Raw genomic sequence first — 18,094 nt, 5'->3', positions numbered from 1 at the left:
GGGGGAAGGCTTGCAAATTCGGCCGCCATGTCCTCGTCATATCATGTATTCCGGCTCGCTGAGCGTTTGGTCCATGGTGATACCCGGCAGCGCGGTGTGCGGTTTGCCGATCGGTCTCGCCGGCACGCCGACGACCGAGGTATAAGGTGCGACCGGCGCGACGACAACGCTGCCCGCGCCAACCTTGGCGCCGATACCGATCTCGATATTGCCGAGGATTTTCGCGCCCGCACCGATCAGGACGCCGCGGCGGACTTTCGGATGCCGGTCACCGGTGTCCTTGCCGGTGCCGCCGAGCGTAACGTTCTGCAGGATGGAGACATCGTCCTCCACAACGGCCGTCTCGCCGATGACGAGGCCACTGCCGTGGTCCAGCATGATGCCGCGCCCCATTTCAGCGGCCGGATGGATATCAATGGCGAGGACCTCCGAAATCCTGCTCTGGATGTGGCGGGCGAGATGGCGGCGGCCCGTCGTCCAGAGCCAGTGGGCGACGCGGTAGCCCTGCAGGGCGGAAAAACCCTTGAAATACAGGAAGGGGATCAAGACCTCGCTGTTGCTCGGATCGCGGTCTTTTACCGCCTGGAGATCGGCTGTCGCCGCGCCGAGCAGGCTCGGCCGATCGATATAGGCGCCGTAGATCAGCGCCAGCAACTCGTCGCGATCGACGTCGTGGTCGGCGAGCTTGACCGCCAAGCGGTGCGAGAGCGCATGGCCGAAACTCGCATGCATCAGCACGGCGGACCCCATGGCCCGGGCCAGCGCCTGGTCGCGGTGGACTGCCGCACCCGCCTCCAGCCGCAGAGTGTCCCAAAGTGCCGTGACCTCACGGCGGGCGACGTCCTCGACGGGGAGGAAGACGACATTGCTTTCCTGTCCGGACATGGGCGGCTCCAATGATTTGCGGTGGATCAAAGTGGCTGAAGCGCCTGTTCGTAGATCTTCGTCGAGCGCGCGCCTGAGCGGCAATAGCCGAGAACAGGCCCTGGCAGCTCACGCAGCGCCTGAGCCATGCTGTCGACCGCTTCGTGCGTCAGCCCTGCCGGAACGACGGGTATATGCCGCACCTCTATGCCGAGTTGGGCAGCACGCGCGGCGATCGTGGAGAATTCAGGCTGGTCGGCGTGCTCATGGTCCGGGCGATGACAGACGATCGACCGGAAACCCAGCAGGCTGACGATATCGACGTCCTCGGCCTCGATCTGGGGCGACACCGAGTAGTCATCATTGATCTTGCGGATATCCATCAGGCAGTCCTTCTTCTTGCAACGGAAACTTGATCGGCATGCAAGGCCTGCTGGCGCACATTTCTGCACCGTAACGCCTTGCCACGCGAAGGACCGACGTCGTTCAGATCGCAAACTTCTGGCGCCACCGCATATCGCGCCTCGCTCATCGACGAGACATGACCCGCGGGGGCACATGTACCGGACGCACGGTTGAAACTGGCTACAAGGCGGACAAGCCTGAATGTGGACATCGGTATCCTCCAATCTGGCTTGATAATTCTCTATAAATTTTGTCAATTAAAGAAATCAGGCACTCTTTCGCGGACGCTTTGTGGAAAAGAACGCTCCAGTGCGCCGCGATCGGACCGCCGGTTCGCACGGGGCCTCGCCGTGAAACCCACTGCTACGCTGATAGCAGCTCGGCCATGCCGATCATGGTCAAGCGGCCGGCTCGCCGTCCCCTTCCGCTTGAACCAGGTCGAGCAGGCCGGGTAAGCGCCTGTCGATCTCATCACGCCGGAGGGTCGCCGCCCGGCTGTTGCCGCGATCGACCTGACGGATCAGCCCGGCCTCCCGAAGAACACGGAAATGATGCGTCAGCGTCGCCTTGCTGACCGGAAGCCCGAATGACACACAGGTACGATCCGTGCCGGCAGGTGCCTGGGCCAGTTCCATGACGACGCGCCGCCGCAGAGGATCGGCCAGTGCTGACAAGACAGCGCCGAGCGTGATTTCGTCCTCGTCCGGATGGCCTTCCTTATCCATGATCTTCATCCCAAAGGTACGGATTGCATCATACCTATTGCAATGATAGGTACGGATTTAACCGTACCATAAGGAGATCCCATGTCGAGCCCTGCCTTGAACCTCCCGGCGCCAGAACGAGACGAAGCGAGCCCCTATGCGCTTGTCGGCCAGGCACGCGCCAAGCCCGGAAAAGCCGAAGCGCTACAGGCCGCCCTCCTCGCGCTTGTCGGACCGACGCGCAAAGAAGACGGCGCCATGCAATACCATGTGCACCGCGACCGGGATGATCCCGACGTCTTTGTCTTCTACGAGGTTTGGGCGAGCGTTGCCCACCTCGAGGCTCACCTCTCGCAACCCTATGTGCAGAGTTTCCTTCAGACGCGCCACACGCTACTCGCCGGCGATCTGGAAGTCCGCTTGCTGCGAATGGCGAGCCCCTATCAGGCATGATTGTCGACCGATTGCCAGCGCGGCCGTTGCCGCTGCCAGAGTGCAATTCATTAAGCATAAAACCCTAAGCTTCGCCGAATGAGCTGTTACCAGCTTCATGGGAGGAGTCTCGTCCAAGAGCGAAACAATCGAGGGCGGGCATTTGGGGGATTAAGAATGCTTTTCCGATCGGCCACTGGCCGTAATATTCTTTCTGTTGCCGCATGCGGGGTCATCGCAACGATCGCGGCCTCGGCCGTGCTTTTTTATCGATCCTATGAGGACGTACGGAGCACCAGCCTGGAGCGCATGCTGCAGATCGCAAAGGCCGAGGCTCTGGTTTCCGAGAAGGAAATCGGCGGCACGGTGCACATCATAAACAATCTGGCGTCTGTTCTTGAGACGATAAAGGAAGGCGGCGACGCCACCCGCGGCAAGGCAGACGATATTCTGCATGACATGCTCGAAAGCAACCCGAACATTCTGGCACTTTGGACCGGATGGGAACCTGACGCATTCGACGGCAAGGATGCCGACTTCGCCGGAAAAGCAGGATACGATGCGACGGGACGTTACGTTCCCTACTGGGTTCGCGGCGGCAATGGCCAGATCACCAACACGGCCCTCACCGACTACGCGACGGCAGGCCCCGGCGACTACTACCAGCTTCCGTTCACAACGCAGAAGACAGTCGTCATCGAACCATATCCCTATGCGATCGACGGAAAGGACGTCCTGATCACCTCGGTCGCAAAACCGATCGTCATCGATGGCAAGACGCTCGGCGTTGCCGGCCTCGATCTCTCCCTTGGGGAAACCAGCAAGGCGCTGGCGGCCGTCCGTCCCATGGGCACGGGCTTCCTCAGCCTCGTTACCAGTGCCGGCAAGATCGTCGGCCATCCAGATCCTGCGTTGATCGGCAAGAGCCTGGCCGATGGCGGCTCGCAAACGGCGGACTGGGACGCACTCATTGCAAATCCCGGTGTTGAGCGTGAGGTAAAGGCAGCGGATGGGACGGTTCACTTCGCGGTGGCCACCCCTGTCACGCTGACTGCCGACATGAAGTGGTATGCCATCGTCTCGGTACCCAAGAGCACGGTGCTTGCGCAGCTCGATTCCATGATGCGTGACGCGCTGGCCATCATCGCTACAGCCACGGTGCTGCTTGCCCTGGCCGGCTGGCTTATCGCGCGTCGTTTCATAGGCCGCATCTCCAACATCATCGACGAGACGGCGCAGATAGCGCGGGGCAACCTTCAACTCAGCTTGAAGGACAGCGGGATCAAGGACGAGATCGGCGATCTTGCCCGCTCGCTCGAGGTGCTGCTGGAGAACAACAGGGAAAAGGCCCGGCTCGAACGCGAGGCGGAATCCAATCGCAGCCTCAGCGAAGAAGAGCGCGCGACCCAACAGCAAAGAGCGGCAAAGGAAGCGGCTGATGTGAAGTTTGCCGTCGACAGTCTGGCGGGCGCACTGGCGAAGCTTTCGGAGGGCGATGTCTCCTTCCGCATCGCGCAGCCGTTCGTGGCACAGCTGGATTCCGTTCGAAACGATTTCAACAACTCCGCCGCCAAGCTGCAGGACGCGCTGATCCACGTATCGGAGAATGGGCGGGGCATCGATGCCGGCGCCAATGAAATCAAGTCCGCCGCCGACGATCTGGCGCGGCGTACCGAGCAGCAGGCCGCCGCCGTGGAAGAAACCGCAGCCGCTCTGGAACAGATAACGACAACAGTGCAAGACGCAGCAAAGCGCGCCCATGAGGCGGGCCAGTTGGTCTCTCGCACCCGCATCGGAGCAGAGCGCTCGGGAGAAGTCGTTCGTCAGGCCGTGGGCGCCATGGAGCGTATCGAAAAATCCTCGAACGAAATTTCCAACATCATCAGCGTCATCGACGAAATCGCCTTCCAGACCAACCTGCTGGCTTTGAATGCGGGCGTGGAAGCGGCCCGGGCCGGCGACGCCGGCAAGGGTTTTGCGGTCGTGGCACAGGAAGTCCGTGAGCTTGCCCAGCGCTCCGCGAACGCCGCCAAGGAGATCAAGGCGCTTATATCGACTTCAAATCTCCATGTAGGGGAAGGTGTACAACTGGTTGGCAATACCGGCACGGCTCTTGATGCTATCGTCGGAGAGGTACAGGAGATCAACCTGCACGTCTCGGCGATCGTGGAATCCGCGCAGGAGCAGGCATCGGCCCTCCAACAGATCAATACGGCCGTGAACCAGATGGACCAGGACACACAGAAGAACGCGGCAATGGTCGAGGAAACGACGGCCGCAAGCCATAATCTCGCAATGGAAGTCAACGCACTGAACCGGCTGCTGAGCCAGTTCGAGCTTGGTTCGGGAACAGGCGCGGGTTGTCGCGCTCGAAAAGCCGCCTGATACCAATTTGCCCGTGGTGATCGCCGGAGCGTTCGGCGGTCACCCCCGCCAATTGATTGGCGCTCCGACGGACCGCCACGTCCTGAACGTTGGTAACCAGCACAATTCGTCTCACCATTCTCCGCTGCACGATCGCGCGCGGCAGCGGCAGCGGATTCGTTCCGAGATGCGACAAAATCGCGCAGGCGTCGCTTGACTTCTGAGGTCACGAGTTCATATTCCTCCAGCGAAATTAAATTGCCTGAAAGGCAAAATTCGCTTCGGGAGGAGAACGAATGGTATCGCATAGCGGAGGTGCTGACGTGCACTTCGCGCGGCGCATCGACCAGATGCACGCGCGCGACCGGGCAAGCCTCATTGTATTCGTCGTCGCGCTGTGGTGCACGATGCTCTTTGCACTTTTCATTGTTTGGCCGTTTATTTCCGTGCCGGCCATTCGCATCATTCTTGCGGTCTTCTGCGCGCTGGTCCTGCTCTTCAACACGGCGGCGATCGTTGCCATGCTGCGGCACTACGTCGAAGACAAAGAGTTCATTTACGGCCTCGATCTCAAGCATCTCGACGAGATGCGGGCCCGCCGGCGCGGAGGGGACCACCATGGCGTATAAGCCCCCGAAACAAAGCCTCGGCGGACAGATCTTCGACGTGCTGACGCTTCTGGCGCTGACCGTGGGCGCGCTGTACATCCCGCTCTATCTCGGCCTCGCCGGGGCGGCCAAGACGCCGGCGCCGATCGAGAACCCGACGTGGGAAGCGCTCGGCCAGAACGCCAACGAACAGGCCCAGTGGGCGGCACTCGGCTATACCGATCCTGCCGCCGTCAACGACATGATCACCGCCCGCTTCGATTATTCCTTCAGCTGGTCGGCTCTCGTCATCATGGCCGTCCTCGTCATCGGCTACTTCATCCTCGTGGTGAGGCTCTCCGACAAGGAGTACCGCGACGTGATCGAAGAGCGCTTCGGCCCAAAAAAGAAATAGGCGACGACATGGATACCTGGAACATCCTGGAATACGCCGCGTGGACGCTCTCGGCGCTCTTCGCCATCCTGATGCTCACCGACATGGCGCGCATCGACACCACCTATGACAACGACCTGCTGACCTCATCGCGCGAAGGCGAGATCGAGGCCGAGGCCGAACGACACGTGATCTGAGGGGGCCGCGGCAATGTCGAACACCAATGCGAATGCCGGCCAACCGGCAAGACTACAGCTTTTGCGCGTCCTCGGCCCCGCCCACATCTGGGCGCTTGGCGTGGGCATCGTTCTCGTCGGCGAATATATGGGCTGGAACTTCTCGGTGGGCAAAGGCGGCATGATCGCCGGCCTCGTCGCCTGCTGGGTTGCCGGCCTGCTCTACACCTGCGTCGCCATGATCGATTCCGAGGTAACCTCGACGGTTGCGGCGGCCGGCGGACAATATGCCCAGGCCAAACACATCGTCGGCCCGCTCATGGCCTTCAATGTGGGCCTCTTTCTGGTCATGGCCTATACGATGCTCGAAGCCGGCAATGCGATCACGATCGGCTTCCTCCTGGATACCGTCGCCGGATTGCAGGGGCACAGCGGCCTCAATCAGCAACCCTTCATCGTGCTGGCGATCATGTTCCTTGCCTGGCTGAACTATCGCGGCGTCCTTGCGACGCTGACATTCAACCTCGTCATCACGGCGATCGCATTTCTCGCTATCGTCACGCTGTTTCTGGTCGTGCAATTCGGCGGCTCCGCCGTGCCGCTCGACTTTTCCGCCGTGACGACCGATCCGATGCCCTATGGCTGGGTCGGCATCATCGCCGCGCTGCATTTCGGCCTGTGGTTCTATCTCGGGATCGAAGGCACCTGCCAGGCGGCCGAGGAAGTGCGCTCACCCGCCCGTTCGCTGCCCTACGGCACGATGGCAGGGATCATGACGCTGCTGATTGCCGCCACGATGACCTGGTATGTATGCTCCGGCCTCATCCCCTGGGAATATCTTGGCCAGGCCGGCACGCCACTGTTCGACGCCGCCCGGGTGACAGGAAACAGCGGCCTCATGGTGCTGCTCTTCGTCGGCACGATGTTCTCGACCCTCGCCTCGGCCAACGGCTGCATCAACGATGCGTCCCGCGCGTGGTTCTCCATGGGCCGCGACCGCTACCTGCCGATCTGGTTCGGCGCGGTGCATCCCGTCTACCGCACACCCTATCGCTCGATCGTCTTTCTCGTGCCGATCGCGCTGATCTTCGCGCTGGGCGCACCGCTCGACCAGGTCGTGACCTTCTCGATCCTGTCCGGCCTGCTCGGCTATACGTTCATGACCTTCAACATGGTGATGTTCCGTAACAAATGGCCGCTGGGGAGCATCAAACGCGGATATGTCCACCCGTTCCATCCCCTGCCGACCATCGTGTTGCTGCTGCTTTGCGGCACGGCCTACTTCGCGGTGTTCCTGGGGTACGGCACGCAGCTCATCGCCATGACGGGCTTCTACATTGTGGCTTCGCTGTGGTTCCACTTCCGTCGCTACCGCTATGTGCGGCGCGGCGACCAGTTTACCATGCCGTGGCCGAGGCCCGAAGGCTATTGACGAGACCGTTGGCGGCCATGCGGCCGCCAACGCCTGACACTTCCTGCTGTATGGTCACATGATTCTTTCCCAGGCCCTGTTCCTGATCCTCTCATTGGCCGCATGCGCCCTTCTCGCGGTGCTCGCGACCAGAGAGCATCGCAAGACGATGACGCGGCGGCATCGGCTGCTAGACGAAGCGGCAGCGGTCCTGAAAGCCCCCCGTTTCGGGCTTTCCGCCGATCACCATCCGGTGGTGAGCGCGTTTCTAGAGGACGGAACCCAGGTCACGCTCGATGTCGTCACCGATACGATGGTGACACGCCGGCTGCCGCAGCTTTGGCTGCGGGTCACGCTGCAAGACGGCGTTCCCCACCTCCGGCCGGCAATCGGCGTGCTCGCGCGGCCGACCGGGTCGGAATACTATTCGGCAGTGCATGGCCTGAAAGAGTGGCTGACCCCGCCGACCACGCAGGTTCCCATGCTCATGCGCGGCAGCGCGGACGCAGCCGATGACCGATGGAAGCCTTTGCGGCAGGGCCTTGCCAGCCTTGTCACCGACCCGCGGCTGAAGGAGGCCGTCGTCACGCCACGCATGATCCGCGTGGTGGTGCAGGCAGCGGAAGGCGAGCGATCGGCCCATCTCCTGCTGCGGCAGGCGCGCTTTGCTGTCGATACCGTGCCCCAACGCACGATACGCCAGGCGCTCGATCTTGCCATGGAACTCCGCTCGCTCGCGGGCAATGCTGCGCAACGCGCAGCGGTCGGTGTTAGCTAAGGACTGCGCAATGGGAAAAGAACCTAATCCCTATCTCGTTCTCGCCCTTGCCGTCGCTTTGCCGGGCGCGGGCCATGTGGCGATAGGAGAGCCACGGCGCGGGCTCACCTTCGCCCTCTTCGTTATGCTCTTCTCGATCCTCACCTTCATGACGACGACGCCGGATCAATCGTTCATTGGCCGGCACGCCGGTGGCCTTTTCATCTGGGCCCTGTCCATTCCGGATGCCTATCGCCGGGCGCGGTTGGCGCGGCTTTAGGCATCGAGGGTCCGAAGGCTTCGGCCAACTCAAGGTTCATCATCGCGAGGCAAAAGGCTTACGGCAAAGCCGCACGGCACGACACACGCCGAACCTATCGGGTTCGACGCGTGTCGTATCAGCAGTGATGTGGTCTATCCGCTCCTGAGTGTCTGGTCTCGGAGCGGCGCCAGTGATGGATTTAGAATTCTTCCCAGGAATCCTTGTCGACCGCGACTGCCGCCGAGCCTCGGGCGGTGAAGGCGCTGGCAATGCGATTGACCATGTTGCGGGCCGGCGAGTTCGAAGGGGCTGCATGCGCGGCAGCCAAAGCGGGTGCCGCCCGGCGTGCCGGGGAACCCGCGGAAGTGCCGCTTCCCAGCTGGAACCGCGCAACCACGTCGCGCAACCGGGCCGCCTCGTTCGCCAGGGTCGAGCCGGCGGCATTGGCTTCTTCTACCATCGCCGCATTCTGCTGGGTCACCTGGTCCATCTGATTGACGGCCGTGTTTACCTCGGTCAACCCGATCGACTGCTCGCGGGATGAGGTCGTGATCGCATCCATGTGCTGGTTGATGGCGACGATGTAGCTTTCGATCGTTTTGAGAGCCGCGCCCGTCTGGCTGACGAGACGAACGCCGCTTTCGACCTCGACCGACGAATTGTTGATCAGGCCCTTGATTTCCTTTGCGGCCATCGCTGAACGCTGCGCCAGTTCGCGGACCTCCTGTGCGACGACGGCAAACCCCTTGCCGGCTTCGCCCGCACGCGCCGCTTCCACGCCTGCATTGAGCGCGAGAAGATTGGTCTGGAAGGCGATGTCGTCGATGACGCCGATGATGTTGGAGATCTGGTTTGAAGACTGCTCTATCTTGCCCATCGCATCGACAGCCTTCGCAACCACCTCGCCCGACTGGCTTGCACTCTGGTTCGCCTGAATGGCGACCGTGCGGGCCTCCTCGACGCGCTTGGAAGAGTTCGCGACATTGGTCGTGATCTGGTCGAGGGCGGCGGCGGTTTCTTCCAGCGACGCGGCCTGTTGCTCGGTGCGCTTGGAAAGGTCGTCGGCGCTCTGGCTGATTTCGCGAGAGCCGCTGTCGATGGAGCCCGTCGCGTCCGCCACGGCCGACATCGTATCGCGCAATTGCCGCACGGCGCGGTTGAAGTCATCGCGCAGGCTCTCGAACTCCTCGGAGAACGACTGGTTCAGCTGAACGGCGAGATTGCCGGAAGCGAGCTGCTGCAGACCGCCAGCAAGCCCGCTGGTCGCCAGTCCCATCGCCTCCGCGCGTATGCGTTCCTGTTCGGCCGTGATGCGCCGCTGCTCTTCAGACTGATCGCGCAGGGCTTCCGCCTGCTGTTCGAGTTCGCGCGCCTTGAGGCCGTTATCCTTGAAGACCTTGACCGCACGTGCCATCGCGCCGACCTCGTCGGGACGCGCGTCGCCTTCGACGGTCGCCGTGAGATCCCCGCCGGCCAGCCGCGTCATGGTGCCGGTGAGGCGACCGAGCGTACCGGCCAGCGCGCGGGCGAAGAGGAAGAAGCCGAGAAGCGACAGCAGCGAAACCACGACCGTGCCGGCGACCGTCATCCACACGGCGGTCTTGCCGTCGTTGACGACAGCGCTGACGTCGGATGCAATCTCCATGATGCCGATCTTGGTGCCGGAATAGTTGTTGAACGGCACGGCCTTGACGACGAACGTCGTGTCGCCGGCGCTCACGCGCTTCTGAATGGCCTCTCCGGCGAAGGCCGCCGTCAGGTCGTCTTCGGAAAGCAATGAAGCCTCGGTCGTCGATGCCTGCTTTGCCAGCTTGCCGTCCACAAGGATATGGACCGCAACCTCGCCGCCGATGCGCGCTGCGAGCGGCTCGAAATACGCGTTCGTCAAGCTGGTCCCGACGTCCACGACGCCGACGGTCTCGCCGCCGCTGACGACGGGCGCAGAAGCGAACATGCTGACCGCGGTGCGGCCCGGCTCGATGCCCGCCACGAGCTTGCCGCTCGACAGGGCCTCGACAACGGTCTTGCGGCGGCCCTTCATGTCGTCGCCGAACTTATCCGGCGTATGGATGCGTGCGACGGCCTCGCCCTTCGCATTGATGAAGGTCATCAGCTGCAGGCCGCCTTCGCTGACAACGGCGGGCCAGGCGGCCGCATGCCGGGCAATGATCTCGTCGCGGGCATTGCTGGTGATCAGGCCGGCGACCTCGGGCTCGGCGGCAAGTGTCAGCGCGAGAGCTGAAGCAGCCTTGCGCTGGGCTGCCATGTCGGTCTCGATCAGCGCCAGGTCGCTCGCGACTTCCCGCTGCAAGGCGTCGTTGGTCGCAATCGACTGCCGGTACCAGGCCGTCCCTCCGATCGCAACGCTGGAAAATAGCACTGCCGCAAAGCCGCAGGCTGTTATCGTAATCCACAAAGGACGTTTAATATCGATCTCGGGCATACCATCACCTTGATAAAATTTGATAGGTGTCAGAGATGGTTGATGAAAATCAATTTTGAGTAAATTTTTCGACTTGAAAAATGCACCGTCATTTCTTGTAGCGGAGCTGGCTTCAAGCAGCAGATAATCGACGGCGATTTCACCAATGTGGACCGCGCCGAACGGCAGGGGAAGCGCCGTGCCGCCGTCCCCGTTTCAAAGGCGCGAGCCATCACATTTCGGCCTGTTCAAAGCCGCCCGTATTGGCGCAGGATATCCGCAATGTGCGTGTTCTGCTCCGCATTCGGCAGCAGAGCCGACGGGCGGCTGGCCCCGATGGAGGCGTCTTGCAGGTAGAGGGCACGTTTGACCATGGCGGGTGCAAAACCCAGAGCGTAGAGATCCGTGCGGAAGGCAGCGAAGACCACCTACTGCTTTTCCACCTCGGCGATATCACCCGCATTGCCCCCTTCAGGATGCCGGCAAGCACATTCGGCATGGCATTGCCGAGGCCGGAATCGAGGAATACGCTCTTCTCCATCACCACGACGCGGTTCGCGATCTCGGCGACGACACCAAGGTCGTACGTGATGATGAGCGCGGCCATGTCGGCCTCCTGCTGCAATTCTTCCAGCAGGGCGAGACGGAAAGCTCTACTACGATACCGACGGGTCAAATGCAGCTAACTCTATGCTTGTGCCACTCTTGACACGAAGCCCAGCCTCACCGCACTCGACTTCGCTCTTCTTCGAGGTCGAGTGCGGGGATCAGGAGCTGGCCTCGATCGGATGATCCGTGCCTGCGGTTCGGCGATGCAGCCCTGAAAGTTCAGCCGGTCAAAGCTGCCGGCCGATACGGTGGTCCAGCGAATGCCGGTTGGCGCCGCGCAGCAGGAAGAAGATGGTGATCGCCGCCCAGAGGATCGATTTTTCCGCGCCGAACAGGCCCTGCCCTTGCACGATGCCGTGGAAATAGACGGTGACGAGCAGGATGACCGTCGCCACGAGCGCAGCGGCCCGGGTGAACAGCCCGAGCGTCAGGCAGACGCCGGCAAAAAACTCGCTCACCGAGAGCAGCAGCGACCAGAAAGTACCGGGATAGAAACCGATGCTCTCCATCAGGCCGGAGGCACCGAACGGGTCGAGGATTTTCGGAAATCCATGCGTGACGAGCAACGCACCCGCCACCACGCGCAAAAATGTTTCTCCACCGATGAAGGACCGCTCGTAGAGCGGCGCGAGGGAGGGAACGTAGAGGTTCTGAAGACGTGCGGGTGCCGTCTCGGCATCGAGATTCTGCATGCGGGTGCTCCTTTAAGTTTCAGGCGGCGGGTGGATAGTCGGCCACGATACGCGACCCGGCGGGCGGATAGACGGTGTCGGTAAAACAGGGGATGGTGATCGCGCCGGGGTCGAGGTTCTTGTCACTCAGTTCGTCGATAATGAATTCGGCAACTGAGTTTGAGAGCAGCTGGCGCGGGTCTTCCATGACCATGCGCAGCCGGGAAATAGCGGTGAAACGGTCGTTTGGATGTTTCAGCCGCGGCATTTCACTGAGCGTGCCAGCCGGATCGGTGATGACCGGGGCCGTGCCGATATCCGGCACGAAGGCCGGGAAACCGTCGAACATCTTTGCGCCGATCTCCGCCGTCACCCGCGTCTTGCACCACAGCGTGCGATAGGCCTTTTCCAGATCCTTGAGGTCGGTGCCGCTCTTGATCATGTCGAGGTTGAGGCTGGGGGCGTGCGGCGAAATCAGCAGGTATTCCGGTCGGAGGGTCTTTTGCGAGGCGCGCCAGAGGAGGTGGCACATATTGTTGGTGGCCCAGGTGAGGCCCGCCGTCGGGCGTCCGGAGCTGCCGCAGATCATCACCATCAGTGTTCGCCAATCGAGATCCAGCGTGTTGATCCAGCGCATGATGCGGTGGGTGATGTCGAGGAAGGTCAGCGCGAAGGTGGCGACCATGACGTCGTTGAACGGCACCGGCAGGCGGCCCGGTTGCGGCGGTTCCAGAAGCCGCTCCCGGAGTGCCCGGTAGGTAAAGATGGAGGGATCAGCAAGGCCGGCATGCAGGAAGTCCTCGACCGTGCGGCAGGCATAATCGACCAGGTCGACGATCTTCGGCTCCCAGCCTTTCCATGCATCCACCGCCACCTCGGTCTGCCAGTAGGAAACGATGGAAACCGCACGCACGGCCTCGCACTGGGCAAGGAAACGGCGAGCCCAGGCCTGCCAACCGTCGATGCCCTCTTCCTGCATTTCGGCAAGCCACGCCATGGCCGTGCCGAGATGGGAGATGGCGGTCAGTTCCTTGAAGCCGCGCGTGCTGTGGCGGAAACTTTCATAGACTGGCTCACGATCGCGGCCGGGGAACAGCACGAGGTCGGACCCCGTCGAGATGAGGATGGGCGTATCGGCCGTCGCGTCGCGCTTGCGCTGTGCAAGTTCGGCGGCAATGCTGTTCGGGCCCGTATAGAGGTCGTAGAGATCGACAAAACGGGGATCGGGTTTGTAAGGCATGGAAGAACTGCTCCTGAAACGGCGCGGGCGCCGCTCAACCTAGAAATTCATAGATGACGGTGTCTTGGGAAAATCGCACATCCGGCGTCAAGCTGTTCGTCACGACGAGATGCGTCTTGCCATCCGCCTCGAAGAAGGCGGCATCGGTGGCGCCGAAGGTCTTGAAGCGGTCGACAGGCTGCCATTCCTCACCGGACCAAGCGTAGATGACGGAAAGCAGATCGGTCTTCGGCGCCTTCGGCGAGCCCTCGATGAAATTCACCTGCACGAGATAGGAACGCCCGTTCTTCGTGATGGAGGCGAACTCCCGGCCGCCCGGGCCGCTCAGCACCTGCATCTCCGCGAATTTTTCGCCGCTCCAGCGGTAGACGACCGTATCATCAGCAATGGCGGCGAAGGCGACCTGCACCGGGCCAGGCACCGGCAGGACATGGAACGCGCGGCCGGTCTTGCCCTCGAAACGCTGGAACACCTCGAATGTCTCGCCGGTCCATTCGAGCAGCACGGATTTGCCGGTATGATCGGCATAGGCGAGGAATTCGCGGTCACCGACGGCAATCTTCGTCCAGTTGTAGCCCCAGAGGCCATCGAGCGTCAGGAACGGCGCGAAGCCGGCGCCATCCCATTCGAAGATCGTCGAGTTGCGCGGATTGCTCGCCTCGACGCCTTCCACGGTGACGCCGAGCGCAAAGGCCAGGAATTGCCGCCCGCCAAAGCTGAGAGCCTTCCATTGCTTGGCGAGGAAGCCGGGAAAGCGCTGGAACGGCAGCCACTCTCCACCGACTTCATGGTAGACGACGGAATCGATGTTGGGTTGATAGGGTCCCGCCCCCGTGCGGGCGCTGGCTGTGGCAAGGAAGCGCCGGTCGCCGATCGCGAAGAATTCAGCATCTTCCCCGCCGGGAACCGGCAGGCGGGAGACCGGCGCGAAACGACCATTCTCCCATTCGAAGATCAGCAGATCAGTGTTGCTGTCTCCGCCATTCATATGTGCCGGCGTGCCCGCCACATCATAGGCAAGCTGCGGCACGGCGAGGAAAAGCCGGCTATCGATCGAGTAGATTTCGCAGGCGCGGGCCCCGGAGGTCGGCAGGATGCCGACCTGGCGCAGCAGCCCTTGTTCGGAGCGCCCGTCCATGTGGGTCTTCTCCTTCGTCGCGATTGGTGTGTCCACGAATGCCGGCCTCCCTGCCAGAATGCTGTTCTTGCCCGATATTGGGAGAATTCGGCCGCTCCAGCCAATTCAATTTTTGCGCGTTTTGTTTTGCAAAATATATCAATGAGCATTTATTATCGCACGACCTAAAACACCGGATGAGACAGCGCCATGAACTTCAAGCATCTCACCTATTTCCGCACCTTGGCCGAGGAACTGCATTTTCGGCGTGCGGCGGAAAAACTCAACATTACCCAGTCTCCCCTGTCGATCGCCATCCAGAATCTGGAGGAGGAACTGGGAGCGCCCCTTTTCCTGCGCACCCAGCGCAGCGTGCAGCTCACCGAATTCGGGCGGCTGCTCTATCACCATTCGCTCGGCATCCTGGAGCGCATCGAAAGCTGTGAGCAGGAGATGAAGGCGGTGGCGGGCGGCAAGGCGGGGCAGTTGCGCATCGGCTTTACCGCCGCCTCCTCGCTGCTCTCGCCCTTCCCCGCGCTGATCCACGCCTTTCGTGACCACTATCCCGATATCAACGTGACGCTGAAGGAACACACCAGCATCGCTCAGTTGCAGGCTATCGGCGAACGGGAGCTGGATGTCGGCGTGATCCGCCGACCGCAACGCAACCAGGTCACGGGCATTTCGTTTCGCAAGCTCGCGACGGATCGGTTGGTGGTGGCGGCCCATCGCGGCCATGCGCTGCTCGATAAGGCGGAAATCCGCATCGCCGACCTCGCGGAGGAGAATTTCATCTTCTATCCGCGCAAGATCGGCGTCGGCATCTATGACCAGTTCATCGAACTGTGCGGCAAGCGCGGCTTCTTCCCGAACATCGTGCAGGAAGCACAGGAGGCAACGACGATCATCGGGCTGGTCGCCTCCGGTCTCGGCATCGCCGTGGTCCCGTCCGGGCTGCAGTTCATCAAGATCCCGAATGTCGCCTTCATGCCGCTGGCCGACGCGGATGCCGAGACGGATCTCTTTCTCGCCTTCCGCGCCGGCGAGGAAAATCCCCGCATCGCCCATCTCATCCGCCTGGCACAGACGGCCTTTCACAACCAGGAAGGCTGAGGCGTTGCCGCCCCAGCCTTTCGTTTCAAACGGTTTTTGCGCTGCCTATTCGTTAAGCCAGGTCGAGGACTGGTCGAGATAGAGGAAGTTGCTGGGGTTGAAGGTCCAGCCCTTCAGCGCGGCGTTCATGGCGACGATGCGCTCCAGCCAGACGACCGGCACGGAATAGGACTTCTCATAGAGCCGGGTTTCGAAGTCGCGCAGCAGCGTCATGCGCTTCGCCTTGTCCTGCTCCAGCGCCTGCTTGCGCCAGAGGTCGTCGAGCTCCCGGTCGGTGAAGCGGCCGGCCGAGCGGGCGGAGACGTCGTGCGAGATATACTTCGTCATCTGCTCGGTCGGCTCTTCGCGCAGCGCCGAATAGATGTCGACGATCGCCTGGTACGACCCGTCGGAAATCGCCGCCGCCCATGGTGGCGTTTCGACGACGACGTTGCGGGCATTGACGCCGATCTGCCGCCACTGGTCGGTGAGGAAGACGCCGAAATCGACAACGATCGGCGGGCCGTTGCGTACCGTGAGGTCGAAGCTCAGGTTCTCCTGGCCGGCCTCCTTGAGGAGGCGTTTCGCCTCTTCGCGCGCAGCGGCGATATCCGTGCCGAAGCCGGCCATCTTCTGCAGGTCGGCATCGGAGGCGGCAAACTGCCCGCCGGGCAGGAAGATGCCGCCGGCATAACGCATCTCCGTCGTGCGGCCGAGACCCTTGACGCCACCCCAGCGGTCGATGGCGAGGTTCAGCGCGCGGCGCACGCGCTCGTCGTCGAAGGGCGGTTTTTCCGCGTTGAAGGTCACGAGGAAATGGGTGAGTGCGGGACCGGATTCGATGCTGATGGCATCACCGAGGCTCTGCTTCAGCCGGTCGGCACCCTGCGGGCTGACGCCGCGGAAATCCGTATGGATCTGCCCGGCCTGGATGGCGTTCGCTACGGCCGGCCCTTCCATCGTGTAGGATTCCAGCCCGTAGAGATAGGGCTGGCCCGTGCGGAAATAGCCGTCGAACTTCGAGGACTTCCAGACGGAACCGGACACGAATTCATCGAAGACGTAGGGGCCGCTGCCCATGACTTTCTGCTTGGGGTATTGCGGGTCCGACTTCAGGAGTGCAGCGGAATATACGCAGTTGAACGGCGAGGCGAAGGTGCCGAGCACGGACTCGTCCCATTCCTTCACCTTGAAGCGCACCGTATAGTCATCGACGATGTCGATCTTGTCGATCTGGCGGAAGGCTTCCAGCCGCTCGGAGATAACACCTTCCGGTGGCCATGCCAGCCGTTCATAGGTCGCGGCGACGTCCGTCGCCTTCAGATCCGTACCGTCGTGGAATTTGACGCCCTGGCGCAGCTTGAACGTATAGGTGAGGTCCGTCGGATTGGCCTCCCAGCCCTCCGCAAGATCGCCCTCGATATCCGGATAGCTGCCCGGCTTGAAGCGCAGCAGCGTCGAATAATGCGGGGCAAGCCGCATCAGCGCGGCAAAGTGATTGGCGCCGTGGCAATCGAAATTGGCCGGATCGTCGCTTACCGCATAGCGCAGAATGCCACCGGACTTCGGCGTTTCCTGCGCAGCGGCCACCGCGCCGTTGAGCAGGAGCGCGCCAACAGCGGCGAGCCCCACGATTTTCCTTCGGATATCCATGTCGTTTCCTCCCTGAAACGTGAAAATTCTGTCAGCGGTCCGAGCGCGCCTTCGGATCCAGCACGTCGCGCAATGCGTCGCCGAACATCGAGAAGGCGAAGACGACGAGCGCGATGGCGAGGCCCGGATAGAGCACGATCCACGGCGCGGTCATCGAGGTGTTAAAGGCGTTGCCGGCGAGCATCAGCCCCCAGGACGGGGTGGGTTCGGTGACGCCGAGCCCGAGATAGGACAGCGAGGCCTCGATCAGGATCGCCTGGCTGATGAAGGCGGTGAGCATGACGATGTATGGCCCGAAAATGTTCGGTGCCATGTGACGCACGATGATGCGCAGGTCGCTGAAGCCGAGCGTCACCGCCGCATCGATATAGGAAAGATTGCGGATGGTGAGTGCCTGCGAGCGGGCGACACGCGCCATCTTGGGAACGATGGGCAGCGCAATCGCCAGCACGAGGTTGAGGTCGATGCCGAAGACCAGGTTGCGCCCGAGGCTGGAGACGAGCACCAGCGCAAGCACCGTGATCGGGATCGCCAGCAGGATCTCCATGAAGCGCTCGACGATGGTATCCACCCAGCCGCCCGCATAGGCCGAGGTGATGCCGACGAACAGCCCGATCGTGCAGCCGATGAAGCTGGCGGAGACGCCGATGAGGAAGGCCGTGCGCCCGCCATAGAGCACGCGCGAGAAGAGATCACGGCCGAAACTGTCCGTGCCCATCAGGTGTGCGAGCGAGGGCGGCGCGATGGCATTGCCGTAATCCGTGGCGAGCGGATCATAGGGCGCGATCCAGGGCGCGGCGAAGGCGACGACAAAGCCCAACACGATGAGCACGAGGCCGAGCGCGCCGAGCGGCTGGCCGAGCACGAGTTTCGCGATCGACCCGCGCGGTTTGGGCGGTGTGATCCAAAGTTCGGTGGCGACGGATTTGCGCAT

Annotated in this window: 18 protein-coding genes and 1 pseudogene; 9 read left to right on the top strand and 10 right to left on the bottom strand. The window is 62.1% G+C overall.

Features of this window, described 5'->3' with window-relative positions; translation table 11 throughout:
* Positions 1-36 precede the first annotated feature (36 nt).
* From cysE to ACT6VE_RS08620, 3 genes are all read right to left on the bottom strand, one after another.
* The gene (gene cysE, locus ACT6VE_RS08630; RefSeq protein ID WP_444798196.1) at positions 37-885 is read right to left on the bottom strand and encodes a serine O-acetyltransferase; all 849 of its coding nucleotides are present in this window, start codon (positions 883-885) and stop codon (positions 37-39) included.
* A 26-nt stretch (positions 886-911) separates the two neighbouring features.
* Entirely contained in the window at positions 912-1,247 is a 336-nt protein-coding gene (locus tag ACT6VE_RS08625; RefSeq protein ID WP_444798195.1) for a TIGR01244 family sulfur transferase, read from the bottom strand.
* A gap of 420 nt (positions 1,248-1,667) precedes the next feature.
* Positions 1,668-1,994, bottom strand: a complete 327-nt coding sequence (locus tag ACT6VE_RS08620; RefSeq protein ID WP_444798194.1) for an ArsR/SmtB family transcription factor — start codon at positions 1,992-1,994, stop codon at positions 1,668-1,670.
* A gap of 81 nt (positions 1,995-2,075) precedes the next feature.
* Here ACT6VE_RS08620 and ACT6VE_RS08615 point away from each other — a divergent pair, with 81 nt between their 5' ends.
* The 8 genes from ACT6VE_RS08615 to ACT6VE_RS08580 all read left to right on the top strand — a co-directional run bounded on the left by ACT6VE_RS08615 (position 2,076) and on the right by ACT6VE_RS08580 (position 8,374).
* Entirely contained in the window at positions 2,076-2,426 is a 351-nt protein-coding gene (locus ACT6VE_RS08615) for a putative quinol monooxygenase (RefSeq protein WP_444798193.1), read from the top strand.
* 156 nt (positions 2,427-2,582) lie between these two features.
* On the top strand, positions 2,583-4,790 hold the full coding sequence (locus ACT6VE_RS08610) for a methyl-accepting chemotaxis protein (protein ID WP_444798192.1): 2,208 nt from the start codon (positions 2,583-2,585) through the stop codon (positions 4,788-4,790).
* 275 nt (positions 4,791-5,065) lie between these two features.
* A complete protein-coding gene (locus ACT6VE_RS08605) occupies positions 5,066-5,398 on the top strand; it encodes a hypothetical protein (protein WP_444798191.1) in 333 nt (110 codons plus the stop codon).
* Positions 5,388-5,771, top strand: coding sequence for a hypothetical protein (locus ACT6VE_RS08600; RefSeq protein ID WP_444798190.1), 384 nt, complete (start codon positions 5,388-5,390; stop codon positions 5,769-5,771). The genes ACT6VE_RS08605 and ACT6VE_RS08600 overlap by 11 nt, the downstream gene beginning before the upstream one ends.
* Positions 5,772-5,779: 8 nt before the next feature.
* Complete coding sequence (locus tag ACT6VE_RS08595; protein WP_444798189.1) at positions 5,780-5,947, top strand: hypothetical protein; 168 nt, start codon at positions 5,780-5,782, stop codon at positions 5,945-5,947.
* Between the two features lie 13 nt (positions 5,948-5,960).
* Positions 5,961-7,358: an APC family permease gene (locus ACT6VE_RS08590; RefSeq protein ID WP_069063082.1), complete on the top strand. Its 1,398-nt coding sequence runs from the start codon at positions 5,961-5,963 to the stop codon at positions 7,356-7,358.
* A gap of 58 nt (positions 7,359-7,416) precedes the next feature.
* A complete protein-coding gene (locus tag ACT6VE_RS08585) occupies positions 7,417-8,115 on the top strand; it encodes a hypothetical protein (protein WP_444798188.1) in 699 nt (232 codons plus the stop codon).
* A gap of 10 nt (positions 8,116-8,125) precedes the next feature.
* Positions 8,126-8,374 carry a hypothetical protein gene (locus ACT6VE_RS08580; protein ID WP_069063084.1) on the top strand — a complete coding sequence of 83 codons (249 nt, stop codon included), beginning with the start codon at positions 8,126-8,128 and terminating at the stop codon, positions 8,372-8,374.
* Positions 8,375-8,555: 181 nt separating this feature from the next.
* On the opposite strand, the gene ACT6VE_RS08575 is transcribed toward ACT6VE_RS08580, so the two are convergent.
* From ACT6VE_RS08575 to ACT6VE_RS08555, 5 genes and pseudogenes are all read right to left on the bottom strand, one after another.
* Positions 8,556-10,799, bottom strand: a complete 2,244-nt coding sequence (locus tag ACT6VE_RS08575) for a methyl-accepting chemotaxis protein (RefSeq protein ID WP_444798187.1) — start codon at positions 10,797-10,799, stop codon at positions 8,556-8,558.
* 227 nt (positions 10,800-11,026) lie between these two features.
* Positions 11,027-11,295, bottom strand: a pseudogene (locus ACT6VE_RS08570) (dihydrodipicolinate synthase family protein); the annotation flags it as partial.
* Positions 11,296-11,614: 319 nt separating this feature from the next.
* The gene (locus tag ACT6VE_RS08565) at positions 11,615-12,079 is read right to left on the bottom strand and encodes a DoxX family protein (protein WP_444798186.1); all 465 of its coding nucleotides are present in this window, start codon (positions 12,077-12,079) and stop codon (positions 11,615-11,617) included.
* 19 nt (positions 12,080-12,098) lie between these two features.
* Entirely contained in the window at positions 12,099-13,298 is a 1,200-nt protein-coding gene (locus ACT6VE_RS08560; protein WP_444798185.1) for a DUF5624 domain-containing protein, read from the bottom strand.
* A 34-nt stretch (positions 13,299-13,332) separates the two neighbouring features.
* Complete coding sequence (locus ACT6VE_RS08555; RefSeq protein ID WP_444798184.1) at positions 13,333-14,472, bottom strand: hypothetical protein; 1,140 nt, start codon at positions 14,470-14,472, stop codon at positions 13,333-13,335.
* Between the two features lie 153 nt (positions 14,473-14,625).
* On the opposite strand from ACT6VE_RS08555, the gene ACT6VE_RS08550 reads away from it, so the two are divergent.
* Positions 14,626-15,528 carry a LysR family transcriptional regulator gene (locus ACT6VE_RS08550; RefSeq protein ID WP_444798183.1) on the top strand — a complete coding sequence of 301 codons (903 nt, stop codon included), beginning with the start codon at positions 14,626-14,628 and terminating at the stop codon, positions 15,526-15,528.
* A 45-nt stretch (positions 15,529-15,573) separates the two neighbouring features.
* Here the strand turns inward: ACT6VE_RS08550 and ACT6VE_RS08545 are convergent, their stop codons facing one another.
* Both ACT6VE_RS08545 and ACT6VE_RS08540 read right to left on the bottom strand, forming a co-directional pair.
* A complete protein-coding gene (locus ACT6VE_RS08545; RefSeq protein WP_444798182.1) occupies positions 15,574-17,160 on the bottom strand; it encodes an ABC transporter substrate-binding protein in 1,587 nt (528 codons plus the stop codon).
* A gap of 31 nt (positions 17,161-17,191) precedes the next feature.
* Positions 17,192-18,094, bottom strand: a complete 903-nt coding sequence (locus tag ACT6VE_RS08540; RefSeq protein WP_444798181.1) for an ABC transporter permease — start codon at positions 18,092-18,094, stop codon at positions 17,192-17,194.

Source organism: Shinella sp. (assembly GCF_052438155.1).
Taxonomy (GTDB): domain Bacteria; phylum Pseudomonadota; class Alphaproteobacteria; order Rhizobiales; family Rhizobiaceae; genus Shinella.
This window is presented reverse-complemented; position numbering and strand designations above follow the sequence as displayed.